Annotated in this window: 20 protein-coding genes; 4 read left to right on the forward strand and 16 right to left on the reverse strand. The window is 62.5% G+C overall.

The genetic code is table 11. The annotated features are described in order from the left end of the window. The coding region (locus tag ACK4OE_RS19435; RefSeq protein ID WP_409887187.1) for a lysozyme inhibitor LprI family protein at positions 1–366 on the forward strand (366 nt) is incomplete at its 5' end. Between the two features lie 166 nt (positions 367–532). Here ACK4OE_RS19435 and ACK4OE_RS19440 read toward each other — a convergent pair. The 8 genes from ACK4OE_RS19440 to sbcB all read right to left on the reverse strand — a co-directional run bounded on the left by ACK4OE_RS19440 (position 533) and on the right by sbcB (position 9,175). Next, positions 533–1,351 carry a ZIP family metal transporter gene (locus ACK4OE_RS19440; protein ID WP_409887222.1) on the reverse strand — a complete coding sequence of 273 codons (819 nt, stop codon included), beginning with the start codon at positions 1,349–1,351 and terminating at the stop codon, positions 533–535. 265 nt (positions 1,352–1,616) lie between these two features. Further along, entirely contained in the window at positions 1,617–2,243 is a 627-nt protein-coding gene (locus ACK4OE_RS19445; RefSeq protein ID WP_409887189.1) for a superoxide dismutase, read from the reverse strand. A gap of 106 nt (positions 2,244–2,349) precedes the next feature. Further along, entirely contained in the window at positions 2,350–2,841 is a 492-nt protein-coding gene (locus tag ACK4OE_RS19450; protein ID WP_409887191.1) for a hypothetical protein, read from the reverse strand. A gap of 200 nt (positions 2,842–3,041) precedes the next feature. Next, positions 3,042–3,431, reverse strand: a complete 390-nt coding sequence (locus ACK4OE_RS19455; RefSeq protein WP_409887193.1) for a Mor transcription activator family protein — start codon at positions 3,429–3,431, stop codon at positions 3,042–3,044. Positions 3,432–3,650: 219 nt separating this feature from the next. After that, positions 3,651–4,685, reverse strand: a complete 1,035-nt coding sequence (locus ACK4OE_RS19460) for a DUF2806 domain-containing protein (RefSeq protein WP_409887195.1) — start codon at positions 4,683–4,685, stop codon at positions 3,651–3,653. Between the two features lie 282 nt (positions 4,686–4,967). After that, positions 4,968–6,287 (reverse strand): protein kinase domain-containing protein, encoded by a 1,320-nt coding sequence (locus tag ACK4OE_RS19465; protein WP_409887197.1) that lies wholly within the window; start codon positions 6,285–6,287, stop codon positions 4,968–4,970. Positions 6,288–6,331: 44 nt separating this feature from the next. Beyond that, positions 6,332–7,579 carry a cystathionine gamma-synthase family protein gene (locus ACK4OE_RS19470; RefSeq protein WP_409887199.1) on the reverse strand — a complete coding sequence of 416 codons (1,248 nt, stop codon included), beginning with the start codon at positions 7,577–7,579 and terminating at the stop codon, positions 6,332–6,334. 150 nt (positions 7,580–7,729) lie between these two features. After that, positions 7,730–9,175 carry an exodeoxyribonuclease I gene (gene sbcB, locus ACK4OE_RS19475; protein WP_409887201.1) on the reverse strand — a complete coding sequence of 482 codons (1,446 nt, stop codon included), beginning with the start codon at positions 9,173–9,175 and terminating at the stop codon, positions 7,730–7,732. Between the two features lie 188 nt (positions 9,176–9,363). On the opposite strand from sbcB, the gene ACK4OE_RS19480 reads away from it, so the two are divergent. Then, a complete protein-coding gene (locus ACK4OE_RS19480; protein ID WP_409887203.1) occupies positions 9,364–10,770 on the forward strand; it encodes a lytic murein transglycosylase in 1,407 nt (468 codons plus the stop codon). Between the two features lie 245 nt (positions 10,771–11,015). Here ACK4OE_RS19480 and clpA read toward each other — a convergent pair whose 3' ends face one another. The 3 genes from clpA to dnaE all read right to left on the reverse strand — a co-directional run bounded on the left by clpA (position 11,016) and on the right by dnaE (position 17,423). Beyond that, complete coding sequence (gene clpA, locus ACK4OE_RS19485; protein WP_409887205.1) at positions 11,016–13,364, reverse strand: ATP-dependent Clp protease ATP-binding subunit ClpA; 2,349 nt, start codon at positions 13,362–13,364, stop codon at positions 11,016–11,018. Positions 13,365–13,421: 57 nt separating this feature from the next. Next, entirely contained in the window at positions 13,422–13,790 is a 369-nt protein-coding gene (gene clpS, locus ACK4OE_RS19490; protein ID WP_409887207.1) for an ATP-dependent Clp protease adapter ClpS, read from the reverse strand. 96 nt (positions 13,791–13,886) lie between these two features. Continuing rightward, complete coding sequence (dnaE, locus tag ACK4OE_RS19495) at positions 13,887–17,423, reverse strand: DNA polymerase III subunit alpha (RefSeq protein WP_409887209.1); 3,537 nt, start codon at positions 17,421–17,423, stop codon at positions 13,887–13,889. Between the two features lie 197 nt (positions 17,424–17,620). On the opposite strand from dnaE, the gene ACK4OE_RS19500 reads away from it, so the two are divergent. Further along, positions 17,621–18,418 (forward strand): outer membrane protein assembly factor BamD, encoded by a 798-nt coding sequence (locus ACK4OE_RS19500; RefSeq protein WP_409887211.1) that lies wholly within the window; start codon positions 17,621–17,623, stop codon positions 18,416–18,418. Here the strand turns inward: ACK4OE_RS19500 and ACK4OE_RS19505 are convergent. Both ACK4OE_RS19505 and ACK4OE_RS19510 read right to left on the reverse strand, forming a co-directional pair. Beyond that, positions 18,381–20,429, reverse strand: a complete 2,049-nt coding sequence (locus ACK4OE_RS19505) for an ATP-dependent DNA helicase (protein ID WP_409887212.1) — start codon at positions 20,427–20,429, stop codon at positions 18,381–18,383. The two genes, ACK4OE_RS19500 and ACK4OE_RS19505, sit on opposite strands and share 38 nt — an antisense overlap. Continuing rightward, positions 20,429–20,632 (reverse strand): YdcH family protein, encoded by a 204-nt coding sequence (locus ACK4OE_RS19510; protein WP_305617333.1) that lies wholly within the window; start codon positions 20,630–20,632, stop codon positions 20,429–20,431. The genes ACK4OE_RS19505 and ACK4OE_RS19510 overlap by 1 nt, the downstream gene beginning before the upstream one ends. A 107-nt stretch (positions 20,633–20,739) precedes the next feature. Between ACK4OE_RS19510 and ACK4OE_RS19515 the strand changes: the two genes are divergently transcribed. After that, positions 20,740–21,546 (forward strand): PP2C family protein-serine/threonine phosphatase, encoded by an 807-nt coding sequence (locus ACK4OE_RS19515; RefSeq protein ID WP_409887214.1) that lies wholly within the window; start codon positions 20,740–20,742, stop codon positions 21,544–21,546. Between the two features lie 88 nt (positions 21,547–21,634). On the opposite strand, the gene ACK4OE_RS19520 is transcribed toward ACK4OE_RS19515, so the two are convergent. From ACK4OE_RS19520 to lpdA, 3 genes are all read right to left on the reverse strand, one after another. After that, positions 21,635–22,345 carry a hypothetical protein gene (locus ACK4OE_RS19520; protein WP_409887216.1) on the reverse strand — a complete coding sequence of 237 codons (711 nt, stop codon included), beginning with the start codon at positions 22,343–22,345 and terminating at the stop codon, positions 21,635–21,637. Further along, a complete protein-coding gene (zapE, locus tag ACK4OE_RS19525; protein WP_409887218.1) occupies positions 22,342–23,439 on the reverse strand; it encodes a cell division protein ZapE in 1,098 nt (365 codons plus the stop codon). Before zapE ends, ACK4OE_RS19520 begins: the two co-directional genes overlap by 4 nt. An 82-nt stretch (positions 23,440–23,521) precedes the next feature. Further along, positions 23,522–24,664, reverse strand: a 1,143-nt coding sequence (gene lpdA, locus ACK4OE_RS19530) for a dihydrolipoyl dehydrogenase (protein WP_409887220.1), incomplete at its 5' end; no start/stop codon positions are given.

The raw sequence follows: 24,664 nt of genomic DNA on the forward strand, positions 1-24,664 counted from the left end.
CCTGCCAGCGCGAGCGCGTCTGTAGAAGATTGCGACGCTTACTCTCAGGCGGACAGGCTCACCTGCCTTGGCAAAGCGGCAGCCGCCAGCGAGATCGAACTGACGCAAGCGCGCACCGTGCTGGCATCAACCATCGACCGCTGGGACGAAAATGCCAAGTACAAAGCTGCAGCCAGACGCCAACTGAATGCCGCAGACCGGGCTTTTGCTAAGCACCGCACCGAACACTGCAATCTGCAGAAGTCCCTGGGTGGCGGCGCGGTGGGCAATGGCCTCGAAATGCGCCGCTTGCTCTGTGTGGAGGCCTTGAACACTGCGAGGGCTGCGCAGTTATCGCAAATGGCCAAGGGCCTGCCGCAGCGGTGAACACGCGGCTGGGGTTTGGGCGATGCGTGTGACTCCAACGCACTCCAGCAGAGCAAAGCCCAGCAGCCAGTGCTCTGGTCGAGGGCAAACAGCCCCTACCTCGTGACGCGCGCCGAAGAGCGGCTAGCAAAACTCCGCGAAGCAGCTCTGGCTAAAAGTGAGCGTGTCACCCCAAGGCCGTGTCCAACACCATCATGATCACAAACCCCACCATCAACCCGCCTGTGGCCCAGGCCTCGTGCCCCTTGCGGTGGGACTCGGGGATGATCTCGTGGCTGATCACAAACAGCATGGCGCCCGCTGCAAACCCCAGCCCCCAGGGCAACAGGCTGGCCGAAGTGCTGACCACCGCAGCCCCCAGCACAGCGCCCACCGGCTCGACCAAACCCGATGCCATGCCCAGGCCCACCGCCAGCGACCGCTTGTAGCCCGCCGCAAGCAATGCCATGGCCACCACCAGCCCCTCGGGCACGTCTTGAATGGCGATGCCCGTGGCCAGCGCGCTGGCGCGCAAGGCGTCGCCGCCCGCATACGCCACGCCAATCGCCAGCCCTTCGGGCAGGTTGTGCAAAGCGATGGCAAACACAAACAACCAGGTGCGCTGCAGGGTGCGCGATGTCTGGCCGCCCTCCACGCCTTTGATGAAATGCTCGTGCGGCAGCAGCCGCTCCATCCACAGCAACGCCAGAGCGCCCAACAAAATGGCCGCGCCCAGCGTTGCCCCCGCAGCCCAAGCCCCTGCCCCGCCCGCCCGCGCGGCGTGGATGCCGGGGATGATCAGCGAGAACGAACACGCCGCCAGCATGACCCCCGCGCCAAAGCCAAACAGCGTGTCTTGCGTGCGCTCGGACAAACGCTGCGACAGCAGCACCGGCAAAGTGCCCAGCGCCGTGGCCAGCGCGGCCACCATGCCGCCCCCCAGCGCATTCAGCACCACGGGTTGGCCCGCAATCCACTGCCACACCTGGGCCGAGGCGGCCAGCATGCCCAGCAGAACGATGGCGATGCCTATGCGCTGACGCAGCCGCAGCGCGGAAACACGCTCCATGGTCACGTCGGTGGTGGGGGTCGGTGTCTGCATGGCAGTTTTCCTGTGGTTTTCATCCATACCAGTAGTGATACGCGGCGCTTAAAACTGGCGCGCACCAAGCCAGCGGACGCCGTGGAACTGGCTTCGCCAGGCCACTGGTGTCGTCCCACGTCCCCCGTTCCGCGCACAGCGTGAGAGAAGGGGAAAGCGGCGCAGCCGCTCAGGGGGTTGTGGCAAATGCATAGCGGCGCGCCACCTCGGCCCAGTCGATCACGTTGTAAAACGCGGCGATGTATTCAGGGCGGCGGTTTTGGTACTGCAGGTAATAGGCGTGCTCCCACACATCCAACCCCAGGATGGGCGTGTGGCCTGTCATGACACCGGCCATCAGCGGGCTGTCCTGGTTGCCCGTGTTTTCCACCGCCAGCTGGCCCGCCTTGTTCACGCACAACCAGGCCCAACCGCTGCCAAAGCGGGTCAGCGCCGCTTGGGTGAACGCCCCCTTGAACGCATCAAAGCCCCCCAGATCCGTGTCGATGGCACGCGCCAGATCGCCCTGCGGCTGGCCGCCGCCTTGGGGCGACATCACGCTCCAGAACAGGCTGTGGTTGGCATGCCCGCCCCCGTTGTTGCGCACCGGGCCTTGCAGCGGTTCCGGCAACAGCGACAGGCCCGCCACCAGTTCATCAACGGGCAGATCGGCATGCGCCGTGCCCGCCAGCGCGGTGTTCAGGTTGTTGATGTAGGTCTGGTGGTGCTTGGCGTGGTGGATCTCCATCGTGCGGGCATCGATGTGGGGCTCCAGCGCGTCATAGGCATAGGGCAAGGCAGGCAGCGTGTAGGGCATGGTGCTTTCAGGCAGAGGTAAGAACAAGGGAAGGAAGAGAGAAAGAAGAAAGAGACGCAGGGCGGAATCGCTGCTGGCGGCAGTTGCGGGGCACGCAGCCACACAGTCAGTGCTGCAGCCCCACGCGACGCGGGCTGGCCAGCGCCTGGGCAATGGCGGGGTGCGGGCCGTGGTCGGCCACGTGTGCAAACAAAGCAGCCAGGGTTTCACGGCTGTGCCGCACGGCCGCCTGGCGCAGCGCCGGGCTGTGGCGGCCATCGGCCAGCAACCCCAATACCAGCGCATGCGCCCGGCACCGCAGATGCGCCGCCGCATCCAGCTCGGCAGCCTGCGCCTGCAGGTCGGCAACGTTCAGATGGGACACCACCAGCGCCGCAACGCAATCGTCCTCACGCCCCGCCGGGGGAACCTGCTGCAGCACGCGCAACGACAGCGCCAGCGCCTGCTGCTGATACGCCAGCGCCATCGCCATCTGGCCCAAGCACGCTGCGCCACGGGCGCGCTGCATGGTGCGCTCCCACAACGGCAAGGTGGCCGGTGCGGGCGGAAAACTGTTGGCTGGGTGGGATTGGCTTGGCTGCGGTGTGCCCAGGTCCATGGCAAAACTCCTTGGAGGAGCCTTTTGCGGTGGACGGAGTGTGCGTACTCAGGCGATCAAATGATATTAATTCTCATTCGTCTTGTAAAGGGTGTTGAGATAAACAAACCCAAAACGGCGCGATAAATCGGGATTTGGGGGGATGAGCCGGGATGGACCGAAACGGGCCGCTGTAATTGCGTTGCAACCGATGAAATTACTCAGACTGGCTCTGGCGGCTCCAGCATGTCCAGTTGGCCGGGGGCGGCATCGGCCTCCCGGGCTGCTTTGATCTTGGCGCGAATGCGGTTGAGGAGCTTATTCATCCCACGCAGGGACATATGGTATTTCCGGGCGAGCTCGGCCGTGTTGTCGCCCGTGTGCTGATCGTAGATTTCCAACTCGCGCATGGTGAGCATGTAGCGCACGTCCTTGGGGATGCTGATCACCTGGCCGCCCCAGTGATTGACTATGTGATCGACAAGGCCGGATGCTGTCACGCTGGCTGCCTCTGGCGCGAGGTCCTGTTCAAGCAGCCACCGCTCTGCCGTCGCAAACAGGTCGGACAGCAGCTCATGGCGCCGAACGGCGGCACGTGACGTTACGCTCACGTCTTGGCCTCCTGCCCCAGGATCTGAATATCGCCCGCCACCGGCCGTTCAAGAGCCTGCATGAGGGCCTCCCATGCCCACCAATGCAAATCGAAGCCCTGGCCTCGGCTTAGGCATAGCTGCGCATATTCCACACGCGCAATTTGCGAAGCCGAAAGCGGGCTGGCCCGGTGCAACTGCACCACTTCCTGGCGCAGGCCCTTGAGATGTAGCTTTGCTCTACAGCGAGCTAGCTGTCGCTGCGCGCTCGAGTCTGAAGCCGGACGCTTTCCAATGGTTTGTGAGCAATGTCTCGTACTCCAGATTGCGGGTTGGCGTAACCGCTGAGTAGAGCTCTGTGCCAGCTATCGTTGCAGCAATCCCCGTCAAACGGCACAGGCGGACGCCTGAATTCATCGAGGTTTCGAACGCCTTCCAACGCTCTCCACAATAGAGATACTCAATCGAATCATTGGGCTCATGAAGTCCGATTTCTTGAATGGTTTGCAGGGAGGAGTTTATTAGCCCGTATTCCACGAGCGCCAACAGTACACGGTAGCTCAGTCCAAAGTCGCTCAAAGCGTTCCTGACAGGATTTTTCCCCGCAGTAATGAGCATCAGAATGCCTACCTCTTTGCCGTCCAAAAGTGCGCTCGCCATTGAGCAGTACGTGGCAAACATTTCTGCTACCTGTCGGTCAAGTTGGGCCGTCAATCGAACCGTTCTCAATGAAACGCTTCCGGGCTTGCGAATTTCGCGCGCCAGAACCTTCCCAAATACCCTTTGCATATAGTCGCTGCTCATTTTTGCCCCTTCGGCTTCGAAGGTGTTAAGCCAGTCATCGCTGATCACCTCGTGGGGCTGGCTGGGCAAAAGTGGGGAGTCGTCAAGCCACGGTTCGACAAGTTCCTGGTGAGCGACATCACATATCTTCACCAAATTTTGCTGGCCCATGACGATCTTTTCCGCATGTCGCTGCCAAGCAGCGATGGGAAATTCTGGGGGAACTTGGATTTGTGCAGCGATGTGAGCAGAGGTCGCCTTAATCTGCTGAACCTCTGCGGCTGTGTAAGCGCGCGTGAGCGCTGGTTCTCTCTCTGCTTTTGCGACCCATTTGTCGATGTACGCCCCCGTGATACGGGAAAAAACACCCCAGGCGGTCTTGCGCAAAGGCGCAGGTATCGAGACAAGCGTATCGACAGCGGCATCTAGCACGGGATCAATCGCACAAGAAAGAGCGCCTTCACCTGGACCTTTGTGTTCATCAATGCTCATTTGAGTCTCCAGAGGCCGATCAAGTCGGCGATTGCAATACATCTGAGAGCGCATGTTTGGGCGCGGTGAATAAAGGACCGCAACCATTGCACAACCCGAGCGTCACTTCAGGGTCGAACTCAGAAGTTCCGCTGCCGCGACCGAGTTGTCAATCGCAACCCATTTTTTAGTCTTTTGTGGCCTCTATCGCTTATCCATCAAGCGCTAGTAGCTATAACTTTTATAGCTCCACTTCACAGAAGCCAGGGTAACTTCACCCACTCTACGCTCCGCCACCCCAACTCACTCCGGCTCACTCAACCCCTGTTCCCACTCCGCCAACTGCTCATTGGTGGCAATAAGCCGCCCCACCAGCAGCTTGATAAAGGCTTTGTCAAACCGCGATTGCAAATCCTCCGACGCCTCGCGCAGCGCCGGGTTGCGCACTTTGAGCACCAGCACTTCGGTCTCGGCCACGGCGGAGGCGGTGCGCGTTTTGTTCTCGGGGCGCAGGTAGGTCATTTCGCCCAGGGTGACGCCGGGGCCCAGGGTGCTCAGGCTCCAGCCTTGGCGGCTGACGGCGACCTGGCCTTCGATGAGGATGCAGAACGAGTCACCGGGGGTGTTTTCGCGCATCAGCACGGTGCCGGCCTCTAGCCTGCGCCAGTTGCCCAGGCGCATCAGCTCCCACAGGGCGACGTCGTGAAAGTCGGCAAAAAACGGCAGCGCGCGCAGCCGCGCAAAGCGCTCGGCCTCGGTATCTTGCGATTTTTGGCGGGGCAGGCTTTGGTGGGCGGCCAGCAGGGCTTGTGCAAAGTCGTCCCAGGTGGCAAAGCGGTCGGCGGGCTGCTTGGCCAGGGCGCGCAGCAGCACGTCGTCTACATGGGCGGGCAGCGAGGCGCGCAACAGACTGGGGGGCGTGGGGGTTTCGTTGCTGATCTTGTAAAGCGTCGCAAAGTCGGTGTCGCCATCAAACGGGCGGCGCCCGGTGAGCAACTCGTACACCACCACGGCCAGCGAGAACATGTCGCTGTGGTGGGTCAGGTCTTGCTCGCGCACTTGCTCTGGCGACATGTACGAGGGCGAGCCGACCAGGCCCGACAGCTGGGTGGCGTCGCTGCGCAGCGACAGGGCCGCGCCAAAGTCGGTCAGCTTCACATCCCCATCGCGGGCCAGCATGAGGTTGGCGGGCTTGATGTCGCGGTGGACAAGGCCTTCGCGGCAGGCGTATTCCAGCGCGTTGCAGCACTTGAAGGCGATGTCGAGCACCTGGGGCACGGGCAGCAAGGTGTCGGGGGTGGCAAAGTCAGACAGGGCCTGGCCGTCTACATACTCAAGCACCAGATACGGCGGAAAGGCTTCTTCGTCGGCGTCGAGCAGGCGAACGATGTTGGGGTGCCGCAAGCGACCCGACAGCGCGGCTTCGTTGCGCAGCAGCTTGCGGTAGCGGTCGGCCTGGTCGGGTTGTTTGAGCAGATACGCATGCGTCTGCTTGATGGCCACCTTGCGGCCCCGAAAGCCGTCCAGCCCCAAAAACACAATGCCACTGGCGCCCCGCCCCAGCTCGCGTTCGATGCGGTACTTACCGATGTTGGCAGGCGGGGCTGAGGCGGCTGTGGACATGGTGGGCTCCCGGTCAGGGTTGGCGTGTGTTCAAAGGCTGGGCCTCAGGCTCCGGCGAGCGCCTGCTCAAAGTCGGCCAGCAAATCGTCTACTTCTTCCAGCCCCACCGACAGGCGGATCATGCTGTCGGCAATGCCCATGGTGGCGCGCACTTCGGGGCCCGCCTCCCAGAAGATGGTGTGGGCCACCGGGATGATCAGCGTGCGCGTGTCGGCCAGGCCAGTCGCCTTGATGGGCAGCTGCAGGCGGTTGCACACGGGCAAACATTGATCGGGGTCGCGCAGCTCAAACGACAGCAGCCACGAGCCAGCCTTGAGGTGCTTGCGCGCCTGGTCGTGTTGCGGGTGCGATGGCAGCATGGGGTACAGCACGCGCGATACGGCGGGGTGCGCCTCTAGCCACTGGGCCAGCGCCAGCGCGGTGGCGCTGGTGCGGTCCATGCGCAGGGTCAGCGTTTCGGCGCCCAGTGCCAGCTGGTGCGCGGCGTGGGACGACAAGGTGCCGCCCATGTCGCGCAGGCCTTTTTTGCGCAGCTGCTGCAGGCCCCATCCTTTGGGGTCGCCCTTGCGGTAGGCCGCAAAAATGTTGGGGTAGTTCGACCAGTCGAACAAGCCGGTGTCGGTGATGGCACCACCCAGCGCGTCGCCATGGCCGCCGATGCTTTTGGTGAGCGAGTTGACCACCAGCCCCGCGCCCACCGTGGCCGCGCGGAACAGGTAGGGCGATGCCACGGTGTTGTCGACCACATACAGCGCGCCGTGCGCCTTGCACAGGGCGCCAATGCCTTCCAGGTCCGGGATCTGCGTGCCGGGGTTGGCAATGGTCTCGACAAACACCATGCGGGTGTTGGGGCGCAGCGCCGCGGCCACGTTGGCGGCGTTGGTCACGTCCACGGTGGTGACTTCAATGCCCAGGTCGGCCAGCGTGCCCAGCACGCTGTTGGTGTTGCCAAACACAAACTGGCTGGCCACCAGGTGGTCGCCCGCCTTGAGCAGCGTGAGGAACACCGCGCAGATGCCCGCCATGCCGGTGGAGAACGCAATGGTGCCCAGCCCGCGCTCCATCTGTGTGATCTTCGATTCCAGCGCCGCCGTGGTGGGTGTGCCCTGGCGCGCGTAGTTGAAGCCGCCCTTGGCCGTGCCCTGGAACACGGCGATCAGGTCTTCGACCTTGTCATAGCCGTATTGCACCGAGGTGTGGATGGGCTTGTGGATGGCGCCGTGCTCGGCACCGCCCAGGCGGTCGGCGTGCACGATCTGGGTGGTGAAGCTTTGGTTTTGCGGTGTCGTCATAAAAATCTGCGCTGTTTCTGCGGGGCTACTTACAAAACGGGGCGATCACTGCTGGCGCGCCCTAGTGCCAGTGCACCCTTGGAACTGGCTTTGCCAGGCCACCGGGTGCGTCCCCCTCCGGGGGAAGGCGCGCAGCGCCTCAGGGGGGAGTCATCGTTCAGGTGCGATGTGTTCCGCGTAATCGTACAAGGCGCCCAGGATGTCCTGGGTACGGTCGTCATCGGCGGTTTCCGACATTTCATCGATCTCGGTGAACAACTGCTCCACCGTGCGTGCCCCGCCCTGGCCGTCGAACAGGCAGGCGGCGCGGTGCGCCTCCCAGCGCTCTCGCTCTTCAGGCGACAGCGTTGTGGGGAAGTTGCGCGCCCGGTAGCGCCACAGCAGCTCGGCCAGGCGCGGGTCGTCAAAGTTCGCACGCGCCTTGGCCAGCTTGTCGCCGCTCAGGGTGCGCAGGTCGTTCAGCAGGCGCCGGTCGTTGTTACCCACAAAACCGCCGTACAGGTCCTGGTCCACATCGGGTGCGGGCTCTTGTGGGCGGGCAAACACTGCGGGCCAGATGCCGCTCATGTCTGGCAGCGCACGCGCCACCTCGGCGTGCTGTACGGCCTGCGCCAGGTCGATGCCCCAGCGCTGCGCCAGCGCAGGCGTGAGCGTGTTCACATTGCCCACCACCATGGGCGACTTGTTGAGGTGGATGGTCTTGATGGGCAGGCGCGTCACGCCTTCAGGCAGCGCGTCGGCCTTGCTGAACATGCGCAGGCGGATGTCATCCACATTCAGCGTGGCCAGCTCGCGCGGGTCGTGGGCCAGGTCCCAGGCGATCAGCTCGTTCTTGTTGGTGGGGTGGCTGGCCAGCGGCCACATCACGGCCAGGCAACCGCGCTCGGTGGGGAACATGCCGGACACATGCAGAAACGGCCGCGCCGTGCTGGTGGTGGCGGGCAGGCGCAGCTCGGCGGCCACGCGGTCCTTCTTGTGCAGGCTCAGCGCAAAGTCAAACAGCTTGGTGTTGTGTTGGCGAATGAGCCGCGCCAGCGCAATGGTGGCGCGCACATCCGACAAGGCGTCGTGCGCCGCCTCATGCAGCAGGCCATTGGCTTTGGACAGGTGCTCCAGCTTGAAGCTGGGCGCGCCGTCTTCCTTCTTGGGCCAGGTGATGCCGTCGGGCCGCAGCGCGTAGGTCATGCGCACCACATCCAGCAAGTCCCAGCGCCCGCACTGGTTCTGCCACTCGCGCGCATAAGGGTCGATGAGGTTGCGCCAGAACATGAAGCGCGTGATCTCGTCGTCAAACCGGATGGTGTTGTAGCCCACGCCAATGGTGCCGGGCTGCGCAAACTCGGCCTCGATACGGGCTGCAAACTGGTGCTCTGGCACGCCCTGTTCCAGACACTGCTGCGGCGTGATGCCGGTGATGAGGCACGACACCGGGTCGGGCAGGTAGTCGTTGGCGGGCTGGCAATAGATCATCAGCGGGTCGCCGATTTCATTGAGTTCCGCATCGGTGCGGATCGCCGCGAACTGCGCCGGGCGGTCGCGGCGCGTGTTGGCACCGAAGGTTTCGTAGTCGTGCCAGAGAAAGGTATGGGGGGGCATGGCTGTAAAAAGCGGTAGGCGGGCGGGAGACAGGCTGTGCCCGACTGTAACCGGATTTATAGTGTTTTTGGCACCTAGCGCTAGTCAATCAAGCGCTGACAGCTATCAATTCAGTAGTAACACAGGTTTGCAAATCGATACACCCCCACGTGGGCAGATGCCATGGGCAGGGGCACGACAATGTATTGATGCAGACACGCCCTCTCCACCCCCTTTCAGCCCCCTCTTTCCATCTCTCGACCGCCTGGTGGCTTGCGCTGGGCACAGCCATTGCGGTTTCTGGGTGTGCATCTGCCACACCACCCGATGCAACGTCGCGCACAGCGCCCCGCACTGCGCAGCAGCCCGCGGCTGTACCGGCCCCCACCGCACCGGCCCCATTGATCACACCAACCACACCCGCGGTGTCATCGGCCGCCACAGCAGCCACTGCAGCGGTTTCGCCCACAGGCACCGCCGAATCCGCAGAACAGGCGGCATTTGTTGCCTGGCGCGACCAGTTTTCCACCCAGGCGCTGGCCGCCAACATCCGCCCAGAGACCGTACGTACGGTGCTGGGCAATGCGCAGCTTCTGCCGCGCGTGGTCGACTTGGACCGCGCCCAGCCGGAGTTCACCCGCACGCCCTGGGCCTACCTCGACAGCGCCGTGTCGGCCCAGCGCATCGCCCAGGGCCAGGCCAAGCGGGCCGAGCACCAGGCGCCGCTGGATGCCGCCGCCGCGCGCTACGGGGTTCCGGCGCCGGTCATCACGGCCATCTGGGGCATGGAGAGCAACTACGGCAGCAACTTCGGTACGTTCCGCGCGGTCGATGCGTTGGCCACCCTGGCTTTTGAAGGGCGCCGCCGCACCTGGGCCCAGACCGAGCTGCTGGCGGTGTTGCGCATCGTGGACCAGGGCGACATCGCGGCAGACCGGATGATCGGCTCGTGGGCGGGCGCTATGGGGCACACGCAGTTTTTGCCTTCGGTTTTTTTGACCTATGCGGTCGATTCGGATGGCGACGGCCACCGCGACATCTGGGGCAGCATCCCGGATGTGACGGCGTCCACCGCGCACTTTCTGTCACGCATGGGCTGGCAAAGTGGCCAGCCGTGGGGCGTTGAAGTGCAACTGCCCGCAGGCTTTGACTACGCACGCGCAGAACTCACCACCCGCCAGAACGCCACCGCCTGGGCGGCGGAAGGGGTGCGTGCGCTGGACGGCCAGGCGCTGCCAGAGATGGGCGAGGCCTCCGTCATTACCCCTGCAGGCGCACGGGGCCCCGCGTTTCTGGTGGGCGCCAATTTCCGCACCATCCTGCGCTACAACAACTCGGTCAACTATGCACTGGGTGTGAGCCTTCTGGCGCGCCAGATCGAGGGCGGCCCGCCCATCGCCACGGCGTGGCCCCGAGACATAGAACCCCTGCGCCGCGACCAGTTGCGCCAGTTGCAGACGGCTCTCAATGACAAGGGGTTTGACGCAGGCACGCCAGACGGCGTGATGGGCCCGGCTACGCGCGCAGGCCTGCGCCGGTTTCAGCAAAGCATTGGTGCAGTGGCCGATGGTTACCCCACCGCGGCGCTGCTGGAGCGGCTGCAGGGGCCGCAGTAAGACTGCAAAACGCAGTTGATGGGGCTTTGCTGGATGGAGGCGACGGCACCCAACCGCTTGAATCATTCTCTCGGGTCTTGTTGCAGCGCCGCCCGAGGCTTCGACCAGCTCAACCCGAACGGCTAAAGCTTCATCCAGCTGCAGCGGTGCGGCGACCATAAAAAAAGCCCGAGGCGTGCGCCACGGGCTTTTTTGATTCTGCAGCAGCACTTCGCACCAAGGCGTCGTGCTGCAACTCAGCGCGCTCAGTCGGCAGTAGCCTCTTCCGGCTCGGTTGGCTCAGACTTGGCAGAACGCTCCTTCTTGGGCAAGGGCTGAATGTCTAGCAGCACTTCAGACGTCTCAACACCCTTGTCATCAGTCTTGAGCTCAACGTCCACCGTCAGGCGTCCACCTTCCGTCAAGCGACCGAACAGCAGCTCGTCGGCCAGCGCCCGGCGGATGGTGTCCTGGATCAGACGCTGCATCGGGCGGGCGCCCATGAGCGGATCGAAACCCTTCTTGGCCAAGTGCTTGCGCAGCGTGTCGGTGAAGGTAACTTCGACCTTCTTCTCGGCCAGTTGCGTCTCCAGCTGCAGCAGGAACTTGTCGACCACGCGCAGGATGATCTGCTCATCGAGCGCCTTGAAGTTGACGATGGCGTCCAGCCGATTGCGGAACTCTGGCGTGAACAGGCGCTTGATGTCGCCCATTTCGTCGCCCGCCTGGCGCGGGTTGGTAAAGCCGATGGTCGCCTTGTTCATGGTCTCGGCGCCCGCGTTGGTGGTCATGATGATGAGCACGTTGCGGAAGTCGGCCTTGCGCCCGTTGTTGTCGGTCAGCGTGCCATGGTCCATCACCTGCAGCAGCACGTTGAAGATGTCCGGGTGCGCCTTCTCGATTTCGTCGAGCAGCAGCACGCAGTGCGGTTTCTTGGTGACGGCCTCTGTCAGCAAGCCCCCCTGGTCAAAGCCCACGTAGCCGGGAGGCGCACCGATCAGGCGGCTGACGGCGTGGCGCTCCATGTATTCCGACATGTCAAAGCGCAGCAACTCAATGCCCATGATGTAGGCCAACTGCTTGGCCGCTTCGGTCTTGCCCACGCCCGTGGGGCCGCTGAACAGGAACGAGCCAATGGGCTTGTCGCCCTTGCCCAGGCCCGAGCGGGCCATCTTGACCGAACTGGCGAGCACTTCGAGCGCCTTGTCTTGGCCAAACACCACACTCTTCAGGTCGCGTTCCAGCGTCTGCAGCTTGCCGCGGTCGTCGTTGGACACGTTGGCAGGAGGAATGCGCGCGATCTTGGCCACGATCTCTTCGATCTCGGCCTTGCCAATGGTCTTCTTGCGCTTGCTCGGCACCATGATGCGCTGCGCAGCACCGGCTTCATCGATCACGTCAATCGCCTTGTCGGGCAGATGGCGGTCGTTGATGTACTTGGCGCTCAGCTCGGCTGCGGCTTGCAGTGCCGCCGCAGCGTACTTCACGCTGTGGTGCTCTTCAAAGCGCGACTTCAGGCCCTTCAGAATGTCGATGGTTTCCTGCACCGTGGGCTCCACCACGTCCACCTTCTGGAAGCGGCGCGACAGCGCAGCATCTTTTTCGAAGATGCCACGGTATTCCGTGAAGGTGGTCGCACCGATGCACTTGAGTTGGCCGCTGGACAGCGCTGGCTTGAGCAGATTGGACGCATCGAGCGTGCCGCCAGACGCAGCACCCGCACCGATCAGGGTGTGGATCTCGTCGATGAACAAAATGGCGTTGGGCTTGTCCTTGAGGGACTTGAGCACGCCCTTCAAGCGCTGCTCGAAATCACCGCGGTATTTGGTACCAGCCAGCAAAGCGCCCATGTCGAGCGAATACACCACCGCCTCGGCCAGGATTTCCGGCACGTCGTTTTGCGTGATGCGCCACGCTAGGCCTTCTGCAATGGCCGTCTTGCCCACGCCCGCTTCACCCACCAGCAGCGGGTTGTTCTTGCGGCGACGGCACAGGATCTGGATGGTGCGCTCCACCTCGTAGTGGCGCCCGATCAGCGGATCGATCTTGCCGTCCTTGGCCGCCTGGTTCAGGTTCTGCGTGAACTGCTCCAGCGGGGAGGCTTTTTCATTACGCTCTGAGGAACCGCCCTCTTCGCCTTCTCCCTGACTTTCGGGCTTGGCGGGTTCTGGCGGCTCGCCCTTCTTGATGCCATGGGCGATAAAGTTGACCACGTCCAGGCGCGTCACACCCTGCTGGTGCAGGTAGTACACGGCGTGCGAATCTTTCTCGCCAAAAATGGCCACAAGCACGTTGGCGCCCGTCACCTCTTTTTTGCCGTTGCCCGTGGACTGCACGTGCATGATGGCGCGCTGGATCACACGCTGAAAGCCCAGCGTGGGCTGGGTATCTACCTCATCGCTGCCAGCAACCTGAGGCGTGTTGTCTTTAATGAAGTTAGACAGCGATGAGCGCAGATCATCGATGTTGGCCGAACAAGCGCGCAGCACCTCCGCTGCGCTGGGATTATCGAGCAGTGCAAGCAACAGATGCTCCACGGTAATGAACTCGTGGCGCTGCTGGCGGGCCTCAACAAAGGCCATGTGCAAGCTGACTTCCAGTTCCTGGGCAATCATGTGAACTCCTTTGTGCTTGCGTGGAAGAGATAACTGTAGATCGGGATCAAAAACCTGTTATTCAACAGGTTCACTGACACATTGCAGTGGGTGGCCCGCCTTGAGGGCGGCGTCAAGCACTTGTTCGACCTTGGTGGCAGCCACATCGCGCGAGTAAACGCCGCAGACGCCTTTGCCATCGAGGTGAATCTTCAACATGATTTGGGTGGCTTGTTCACGGTCTTTGCTGAAAAACTCCTGCAAAACCACGATGACGAACTCCATGGGGGTGTAGTCGTCATTGAGCATGACCACCTGGTACATCTGCGGTGGCTGGGTCTTTTGGGTGCGTCTTTCGAGCACGACCGAACCGCCGTCATCCCGCGCAGGCCGGGTCACGGGCGGCGCGGTGGGGGGTGAAGGTGGTTTTGTTGCCATGAAATTCATTCTAGCGACCCACGCGGGGTGCTGCTGTGAGAGAAATTGGTTGTTGACCCGGTTTTTTCAAGCCATGCGGTGCAGATTCTCTCTGGCGCCCCTGAACTACTCGTACACCACAGTGGCGGTACCGGTGCCTGCCTGCGCCAACCAAGCCGCCAGAGCAGCGTCGGTGGGGTAGAAACGCGCGCTTTCGCCCAGCTGCAATTCAGCAACGGCTGAAGCGTCATCCGCAGTGCAACGCACACCCATGCGAACACGCAGGCCGTGCACCAGCTCACCCTCGGCCACCTCTTCGCGCCGGGCAGGAAACTCGCGCACCAGACGGGGTACGTCGGGCGCTTTGTCACCCACCATGACATGCAGGTACTTGCCAAACCGGCAACGCGCCCCGGCCAGATCCCACACCTGCTGCACCTTCACCCGCAGACCGCCGCTGAAATGATCCAGCTGCAAACGCCCCATCATGACGACAAACTCGTCTTCTTTGAGCTGGTTGCGGTAGGTATTGAGAAGGGCCTCATCGGCCGACGCCTCGATCACCGCCGACTTGTCATCCAGCTTGAACAGGCCCAACTTGCCGCGCTGCCCGTTGATGACCCGAAAGTCGCTGATGATGCCCGCAAGCACCTGCGGCTCGCGGCTGTCCAGAAGCTCGTCGATCTGCGTGCGCACAAAACGCCGCACTTCGGTGGCCACTTCGTCAAAAAGGTGACCTGACAGGTAGAACCCCACCGCCGTTTTTTCGAGCGTGAGCCGTTCCTTGATTCCCCAGGGAACGGCATCCACCAGATCGGGCTCCTGCGTGCTGGAGCCATGGGCGTCATCGCCCATCATGTCGAACAAGCCCCCCTGATTCACGTTGGCCAGCGTAGCCGCCGCAAACTCAAACGCCCGGTCGATGGACGCCACCATCGCTGCGCGGTTGAGGTTGATCGAATCAAAAGCCCCTGCCTTAATCAGCGCCTCGACCGAGCGCTTGTTCATGCGCGCCTTGTCCACGCGCAAGCAAAAATCAAACAGGCTGGCGAAAGGCCCTTTGGTTGAGCCCTGCGGCCCCTCTCCCCGCCCTTCGCGCGCGGCCACGACGGCTTCAACAGCCTGCTGGCCAGCACCTTTTACGGCACCCAGGCCGTAGCGAATGATCTTGTCGGTGACCGGCTCGAACCGGTAAAAGCCCCGGTTCACGTCCGGTGGTTCAAAGCTGATGCCGAAATTTTTGACCGCATCCTCGTACAACACCTTGAGCTTGTCGGTGTCGTCCATTTCAACGGTCATGTTGGCGCAGAAGAACTCGGCGGTGAAATGCACCTTGAGCCAGCCGGTGTGGTACGCGAGCAAGGAGTAAGCGGCAGCATGCGACTTGTTGAAGCCGTAACCCGCGAACTTCTCCATCAAATCGAACACCTCGTCAGCCTTCTCCTGGCTGATGTTCTTTTCGGCCGCACCCTTGCGAAAGATCTCACGGTGCTCGGCCATCTCCTCGGCCTTCTTCTTGCCCATGGCGCGGCGCAGCATGTCAGCACCGCCCAGGCTGTAGCCCCCCAGCACCTGGGCGGTCTGCATCACCTGCTCTTGATAGACCATGATCCCGTAGGTCTCGGCCAAGACGGGCTCCACCAGAGGGTGCGGGTACTCCACCACTTCCTTGCCGTGTTTGCGGTTCACGAAGCTCGGAATCAGGTCCATGGGCCCCGGGCGATACAGCGCATTGAGCGCAATCAGGTCTTCCAGTCGGCTCGGCTTGGCTTCCTTGAGCATGCCCTGCATGCCGCGGCTTTCAAACTGGAATACGGCCTCGGTCTTGCCTTCGGAGAACAGACGGTAGGTCGGCCCGTCGTCCAGCGGAATGGTTTCAAAGGCGAAGTTCTCTTGGCCCTTGTGGCGCTTGATGATGAACTCGCGGGCGATCTCCAGGATGGTCAGCGTCGCCAGCCCCAAGAAGTCGAACTTGACGAGGCCGATGGCCTCCACGTCGTCCTTGTCGTACTGGCTCACCGCCGACTCGCTGCCCGGCTGCTGGTACAGCGGGCAAAAGTCCGTCAGCTTGCCCGGCGCAATCAACACCCCACCGGCGTGCATGCCGATGTTGCGGGTCATCCCTTCGAGCTTTTGCGCCATCTCGATGACGGTCTTGACGTCTTCTTCCTTGCGCACCCGCTCGTAGAGCATGGGCTCCAGCTCCAGCGCGTAGTTGTTTTTGTCGCCCTCCTTCTTCGGATCAGGCGGGTATTGCAGCGTGTACGACATGCCGGGCTTGCCAGGCACGAGCTTGGAGATGCCGTCGCAGAAGGTGTAGCTCATGTCCATCACCCGACCCACGTCGCGGATCGCGGCCTTGGCGGCCATCGTTCCAAACGTGGCAATCTGGCTCACGGCGTTTTTGCCGTATTTGTCCTTCACGTAGTCAATGACCCGGTCGCGGTTGGACTGGCAAAAATCAATGTCGAAGTCGGGCATGGACACCCGCTCCGGGTTCAGGAACCGCTCGAACAGCAGGTTGTATTCCAGCGGATCGAGGTCCGTGATCTTGAGCGCATACGCCACCAGCGACCCCGCACCGGAACCCCGGCCTGGCCCCACCGGGCATCCGTTGGCCTTGGCCCACTGAATGAAGTCGCCCACGATGAGAAAGTAGCCCGGGAACCCCATCTTGAGGATGGTGCCGATCTCGAACTCCAGGCGCTCCACGTACCGTGGGCGCTGCTTGTCCCGCTCTACCACGTTCGGGTACAGCAACTCCAAACGCACCTCCAGCCCCTCGAACGAGGCCACGCGAAAGTACTCGTCAATTGGCATGCCGTTGGGGGTGGGAAAGTCCGGAAGTTGCGGCTTGCCCAGCACCAGGGTCAGGTTGCAGCGCTGGGCAATCTCGACCGTGTTGGCAATGGCCGAGGGCACATCGGCAAACAATGCCTCCATCTCGGCCGAAGACTTGAAATACTGGTCGCGCGTGAACTTGCGCACACGCCGCGGGTTGGCCAGAATTTCGCCCTCTGAGATGCAGATACGCGCTTCATGCGCTTCGTAGTCATCTGCGGTTGCAAACTGAACCGGATGCGTTGCCACGACCGGCAGGTTCAGGCGCGCGGCCAGTTCGGCGGCAGCAACCACATGGCTTTCATCGTCCGCGCGGCCAGCGCGCTGCAGCTCAATGTAAAAGCGATGCGGAAAAATCCCAGCCAGGCGCAGCGCCACATCGGCGGCACCAGAGTCATCGCCCTTGAGCAGGGCCTGGCCCACAGGCCCTGCCTGCGCGCCCGCCAGGGCAATCAGGCCCTCGGAGAGCTCCTGCAGCCAGTCCCAGGTGCACAGCGCCTGGTTCTTGACGATGTTGCGCGTCCACGCGCGGGCCAACAGCTCTGACAGGTTAAGGTAGCCCTGGCGGCTTTGCACCAGAACGATGATGCGCGACGGCCCACTGCCGGCTTCGCCTTCCAGGAATATCTCGGCCCCCAAAATGGGCTTGACGCCCTTACCCCGGGTTTCCTTGTAAAACTTGATGGCGCCAAAAAGGTTGTTGAGATCGGTGATGGCCAGCGCAGGCTGGCTGTCCTTGGCAGCCGCCTTGGCCACCTCATCGATGCGGTTGGTACCGTCTACGACGGAAAACTCGGTGTGCAGGCGCAAGTGAACAAACATGGAAGCCATTGTAGAAAGCCCCGCACCCCGCGGGCACCAATGTCCAGCATGTAACGTCTATTGACAGGCGCGGCCACCAGTACAATGCCTTTTCGTGCCTCGGGCCGCCCCAGAGAGACTTGCTTGCATCATTGCATCGTCTGGTACCTGTAACGCCCCGCCACACCCGTTTCCCCCTTTGCTGAAAGCTGCTTGCGATGCTGCGTGCCCCACTGCCCCTCGTTTCCGCCCTGCTGGTTGCTGGCCTGCTGGCAGGCTGTTCCAGCACCACCGAAGACAAAACAGCGGGATGGAGCCCGAACCGCATCCACGCCGAGGCGCAGGACGAGATGAGCAGCGGCGCCTATGACAAGGCGGTTCCCCTGCTCGAAAAGCTTGAGGGTCGCGCTGCAGGCACTCCACTGGCACAGCAAGCCCAGATCGACAAGGCTTTTGCCCACTACAAGGCAGGCGAAAAGGCCCAGGCCATTGCAACGCTCGACCGTTTCATGAAGCTGCACCCTGCCAGTCCTGCGCTCGACTACGCGCTGTACCTCAAGGGGCTGGTCAACTTCAACGACAACCTGGGTCTGTTCTCCTTTATCTCACGCCAGGATCTGTCGGAACGGGACCAGAAGGCCGCCAAGGACTCGTTCGAAGCCTTCAGCGAGCTGGTTACGCGGTTCCCAGAATCACGTTACGCGCAGGATTCGCGCCAGCGCATGACCTACATCGTGAACTCGCTGGCGCAGTACGAAGTGCACGTGGCGCGCTACTACTTCCAGCGGGGTGCCTACGTAGCTGCCATCAGCCGTGCGCAGGTGGCACTGGCCGACTACCAGGGCGTGCCTGCCCTCGAAGAAGCGCTGTACATCCTCATCCAGTCGTACGACGCGCTGGGCATGACGCAGCTGCGCGACGATGCCCGCCGGGTAATGGACACGTCTTACCCCCAAAGCGAAATGGTCAAGAGCGGCCTCAAAGGCAAGGCTGATCCGTGGTGGAAGTTCTGGTAAGCGCCAGCAGGGCCTCTTCAAACGCCTCCGGAGATTCCAGACGCCGCATGGGGGGCAAGGCAGAGAGCAGGCGTTTGCCGTAGCCCATGGTGACGAGCCGCGTGTCACCTACCACCAGTATTCCCCGGTCTGATTCGCGCCGTATGAGACGTCCAGCACCTTGCTTCAGTGCCACAGCGGCCTCAGGCAGCGCGTAGGACTTGAAAGCTTTTCCACCCGCCTTCTCAATTTTTTGCGTGCGCGCCTCCACAAGTGGATCGCCGGGCGGGGGGAATGGCAGTTTGTCGATCACCACCAACTGAAGCGCATCGCCTGGCACATCAAACCCTTCCCAGAAGGTCGCGGAGGCCACCAGTACGCAGCCAGGCTGCCCCTGATCACTTCCCTCGCGAAAGCGCTCCATCAGCCGCCGCTTGGGCCATTCGCCTTGCACCAGTACCTCCAGCGTACCGGATGCTGCAAAGCGGGTTTTGAGCAGGTCGCCGATGTTGCGCAGGGCTTTCAAGGTGGTGGTGAGTACCAGCGTGCGCCCGCCCAACTGTTCTGCGGCGTCACCCACCCAATGCGCCAATGCACCACTGTGCGCCGGGTCCGCAGGGGATGGAAGTTGGCGGGGCACATAGAGCGCCGCTTGCGCTGCGTAGTCAAACGGACTGGCCACACGCAAGACCTCGGCATCTTGCAATCCAGCGCGTTCGGTAAACCAGGTAAGGCGGTCGTCGTCACCAAGCGTCGCAGATGTGAAGATCCACGCACGTGCCGGCACGTCGTCTGCACCCTGTGGCCAGCCGTCAGCATCTGCGTGTTCGGCGGGCGCGCCCAGAATGCGCGTGGTCATGGCCTCCGCGATGTCCAGGGGCGACTCCATGAGGCGCAATTGAGTTCCCACATCCAGCCAGCGAACCGTATCGGCGTTGCCAGGGCCTGAAAACCGGGCCCATTTCGTCAACAACTCCGCGCCACGCTCATACAGACGAACAAAGTCTGGGGCTATTTCGCTGACGGTGTCGAGCGCCTCCTGAGCCTGGGTGCAAGCCCACGCCACGCGGGCCATGGCAGCCCGCCACGCGTCGGCTGTCACGCCGTCTGGTACCTCGTCGATCCATCGTAGTTTGGCGCCGCCCCGAAACTCACCCGCAGCCAGGCGCAGATCCCGAGCAGACAGCTCAACCAGTCCCGCCAGCCCCGTCCAGTCGGCCAACCCGCGGGCATACTGCAAACCCACCGCCAACAGATCACGGCTGAAGTCCATCAACTGTCCCGTAGACAGCTGCAATCCTAGAAACTGCACCCCCGTCTCGTTGATCTGGTGCGCTTCATCGAACACCACCACACGCACGGTGGGCAGCAACTCGGCCATGCCCGACTCGCGCACCGCCGCGTCGGCAAAGAAAAGATGGTGGTTGATGACGACGATGTCAGCCGCAAGGGCTTCACGCCGGGCCAAATGAACATGGCAGCCCCGAAACCGCGGGCACTGCGAGCCCAGGCAGTTTTCACGGGTGGACGTCACCAGCGGAATGACCGGAGAACGCTCGTCCAGCCCCGTCAGCTCTGCCAGGTCTCCTGATTTTGTAGCGTGCGACCAGGCTTCGACCTTGGCAAGTACGCGCACCACGCCACGGTCCTGGGCCTGCGCATCGTGGCGAGCCTGCTCCATGCGGTACAGGCACAGGTAGCTGCCGCGGCCTTTGAGCAGCGCCATTTTCACGGGCACACCCAGAATCTGCGCCAAACGCGGCAGATCGCGGGCAAACAACTGGTCTTGCAGGGCCTTGGTGGCGGTTGACAGCAGCACCCGCTCGCCGCTGAGCAACGCGGGAACCAGATAGGAGAACGTCTTTCCCACCCCGGTGCCCGCCTCGACCACCAACGCGCCCCCTTCTTCGATGGTACGCGCCACGGCCGCTGCCATCTGGGTCTGCCCCTCGCGCGGCTGAAAATGCACATCCGCCCGGGCCAGAACACCGTCGGTGGCAAAAACCTCCTGCACCATTGCGGCCAGTGTCATCAGGCGGGCTCTTGCGGGTGCAGCTCACGCTCCAGGCGCTGCAGGGCATCACGCATCACGAGACGGCGCTTCTTCAGGCGGCGCAGGGTCAGCTCGTCAGGCGCTGCATCGATGGCGCAGCGGTCGATCAAAGCGTCCAGATCCGCATGCTCCATGCGTAGCTCGATCAGTTGTCGGTGAGGGGAGTGGAGGCTGGGTTTCAAGGCATGGCGCCGCAGGATGGCAAAAATGCCACAGGCGGGCGGATAATACGCGCTTGGCCCGCTGTCCCCGGTGGGCGTTTGCGCACGCTCCCCCCACAATCAGCAGCATGACTAAAGCGTTCCGCCTCATCGCGTCCACCGGCATCCACAAGGGTGACCGTGAATACCAGCAAGACCAGGTCGCATTGATCTCGCATCAGCGGCACAACGGCTGTGTGCTGGGGGTTGTGGCCGACGGAATGGGCGGACGCAGCGGTGGGCGCAAGGCGTCCGACCAGGTCATGATGACGGCGCGCCAGTTGTTCGAGCGTTACTCTCCGGACACGGATGACCCGGTAGCCATGCTCAAAAGCATGGTGGAAGAGGCGCACATCGTCATTCGCCTCACGGCCATCTCTGCCGAGCAAGAACCCCACAGCACCATCGCAGCCTTCCTCATCAACCCGCGCGGCGACTGCCATTGGGTGCATGCGGGCGACTCGCGCATCTACCACTTTCAGGGCTCCCGCATGGTGTTTCGCACCAGCGACCATTCGTACGTGCAGGCACTGGTGGACCGCGGCGAGCTGACCGAAGCCGAGGCCAACAACCACCCCCACTCCAACATCCTGGTGGGCTGCCTTGGTACCGAAAGTGATCCTCCCATCACCACCCATGTGGTTCCGCAACTGCAGCCGGGCGACGTGCTTGTGGCCTGCAGCGACGGCGTTTGGCACTACTTCTCCCCGACCGAGCTGGCTTCTGTGGTCGATTCGCTGTCTCCGCGTGAAGCCACTGAGTTCCTCATTGAAAAAGCCCGCTCGCGTGCCCGGGGCGGCGGCGACAACCTCTCGCTCGTGATCGTCAAGATCGAAGCGCTGGTGGAAGAAAAAAAAGTGGCGCGCCTCACGCCAATCGAAGCAAGTCGCGCCTGACGAGTTGGTAACCTCTACCAGTACCGCGTACAGCCGCAACCCCTACACCCCGATCCTGGAAAAGGCGGTGGTCTAGGCAACCAAGCCGCTAGCGCGCGGTGGAATCAAGTGGCAAAGACGCTGCAGGTTTGCGCCCAGCGGCAGCGGCCTGCGCCTGAGATTTGTCGACTCTTGCCCGGCGCGTCTCGGCAGCCTTGAGAACCTCAGCCTGCCGGGCACGCGCCTTGGCGGCGCGGTCGGCGTTGTCAGCGCTACGTACCGATTGGTCACGGGCATGGGCCTGCACCCGGTTGCGCTGGTCTTGCGCGCGCAACTCTGCATCGTGGTCACGCTGAGCTTTGGTAGCCTGGGCGTTAGCAGGAGCATTGCGTACCGCAGCACCCATTGCTGGGGCAGGTGAAGCAGCCCCGGACACCGGCTTTTGTTTCTCCTCAATGGACCGAAGACGGTCTGCTGCACGCTCTTTGCGCTCAGCGTCGTTCAGATCAATCTCCTGGCTGCGCAGCCTCGCTTCAGCGTCGCGCACCTGCGCGCGCACTCCACGCAAGCAGTCTTCCACCGAGAAACGTTGGTAACACACCGCCTCATCGCTCTGGCGCTGGGCGGCGATGGCTGCACGCTCGCGTTGAATCAACTCACGCGCTGCTTTGCGATGGGCTGCCGCTGCAGCCTTGCTGTCGTCGGTTGCAGTCTCCGCACCCTGCGTTGCACCCGTGGTCGCAGCCGTCGTAGCTGCCAGGGACTGCAGTGCGCACGCAAGCGCCCACACGCCAACGGTTGAACGCAGTGGCAATCTCATGTCAGCCCTGTATCGACCATCCGGCGCTCCAGCGCCAGAAATTCTTTGGACTGCATCTCGTTGAGCCGCGACACCGTACGAGGGAACTCGTGGGCCAGGGGGCCTTCGGTATAGAGCTGCTCTGGGGCCACGGCGGCAGACAGGATCAGCTTTACCCGCCGGTCATAAAGCACATCCACCAGCCAGGTAAACCGCCGCGCAGGGGACGCCATGCTGACCGGCATATAGGGCACATCCGACAGCAGCACAGTGTGAAACTGGGTGGCGATCTCGAGATAGTCGTTTTGCGAGCGCGGCCCGCCACACAACGTCCTGAAGTCAAACCAGACCACGCCACCAGCCTTGCGGCGGGCGCGGATCTCGCGGGCCTCGATGTGCAGCACCGGGTCTTCGTCGTGCACTTCGGCCAGTTGGTCGAAGGCTGTGTTCATCTCGACATCGGCTTGTGGACCGAGCGGGGTGTGGTACAGCTTCACCTGTTCGAGTGTTCGGCGGCGGTAGTCAGTGCCGTTGTCCACGTTGACCACTTCGAGCCGCTCGTTCAGCAGCGCAATAGCGGGCAGGATACGGTCGCGGTGCAGGCCATCGGGATACAGGTCGTCGGGCTTGAAATTGGACGTGGTAACGAACCCCACACCGTTCTGAAACAGCGCCGCCAGCAAGCGATGCAGGATCATGGCATCGGTGATGTCAGCCACGTGAAACTCGTCAAAGCAGATGAGCTTGTAGCGCTTGGCAATGCGCGCTCCCAGCACATCCAGCGGGTCTACTGTGCCCTGCAGGCCCGCCAGTTCGCGGTGCACTTCGCGCATGAACTCATGAAAGTGCAGCCGAACCTTGCGCTTTAAAGGCACTGCGTCAAAAAAGCATTCCATCAGAAAGCTTTTACCCCGCCCTACCCCGCCATACATATACACGCCGCGCGGCACATCAGGCCGGTTGATCAGCTTCTTGAGCGCGTTGGAACGCTGGGCTTTGTACGCGGCCCAGTCATCAGCACAACGCTGAAGGGCATCCACTGCACGCAACTGTGCAGGGTCACTTTGATAGCCTTTGTTGGCCAATTCGGCCAGGTAAGCCTGTTTAACAGTCACGTGATGGATGCTCTGATACTATGAATTTAATAGCTACTAGCGCTTACCGAATAAGCGCTAGAGCCCGTTTTTATCCAAAAAATCAGAAGTTCAGCGTGCGTTTGTCCACGGCCAGGGCTGCTTCCTTGGTGGCTTCGCTCAAGCTGGGGTGGGCATGGCAGATGCGGGCGATGTCTTCGCTGCTCGCCTTGAACTCCATGGCAACGACGGCTTCGGCAATCAGCTCGCTGGCCTGGGGGCCGACGATGTGCACGCCCAGGATTTCGTCAGTCTCGGCATCGGCCAGCATCTTGACCATGCCGGTGGTGTCTCCCAAAGCGCGCGCGCGGCCGTTGGCCAGGAACGGGAAGGTGCCAGACTTGTACTTGACGCCGTCGGCCTTGAGTTGCTGCTCGGTACGGCCCACCCATGCGATCTCGGGGCTGGTGTAGATGACCCAGGGCACGGTGTTGAAGTTGACATGACCGTGCTGGCCGGCAATGCGCTCGGCCACGGCAACGCCCTCTTCCTCGGCCTTGTGTGCCAGCATCGGGCCACGCACCACGTCACCCACCGCCCACACGCCGGGCAGGTTGGTCTTGCAGTCACCGTCCACAACGATCGCACCGCGCTCATCCAGGGCCAAGCCCACGGCTTCAGTATTCAGGCCGATGGTGTTGGGCACGCGACCGATAGAGACAATGAGCTTGTCCACGTCCAGCGCCACGGCTTCGCCCTTGGCATTGGTATAGGCGATGCTCACGCCCTTCTTGCCGGTCTTGATCTCGCCGACCTTCACGCCCAGCTCGATCTTCAGGCCCTGCTTATCGAAGGCCTTCTTGGCTTCCTTGGCGATCTGCTCGTCCACCGCACCCAGGAAGGTGGGCAGGCCTTCAAGGATGGTGACATCAGCGCCCAGGCGGCGCCATACCGAGCCCATTTCCAGCCCGATCACACCCGAGCCGATGAGGCCGAGCTTCTTGGGGACTGCGCCAACACGCAAAGCGCCGTCATTGGACAGCACGAACTCTTCGTCGAACGGCGTGCCAGGCAACGCACGGGCGTTGGAACCCGTCGCGATGATGATCTGCTTGCCCGTCAGTGTCTCTTCAGCGGCGCCCGCCACCTTGATCTCATAGCCACCTTCGGCGGCTTTGACGAACGAACCACGGCCATGGAAGAAGCTGACCTTGTTCTTCTTGAACAGGTACAGGATGCCGTCGTTGTTCTGCTTCACGACGGTGTC

Origin of the sequence: Acidovorax sp. (assembly GCF_046314175.1) — a bacterium.
Lineage (GTDB): Bacteria > Pseudomonadota > Gammaproteobacteria > Burkholderiales > Burkholderiaceae_C > Acidovorax.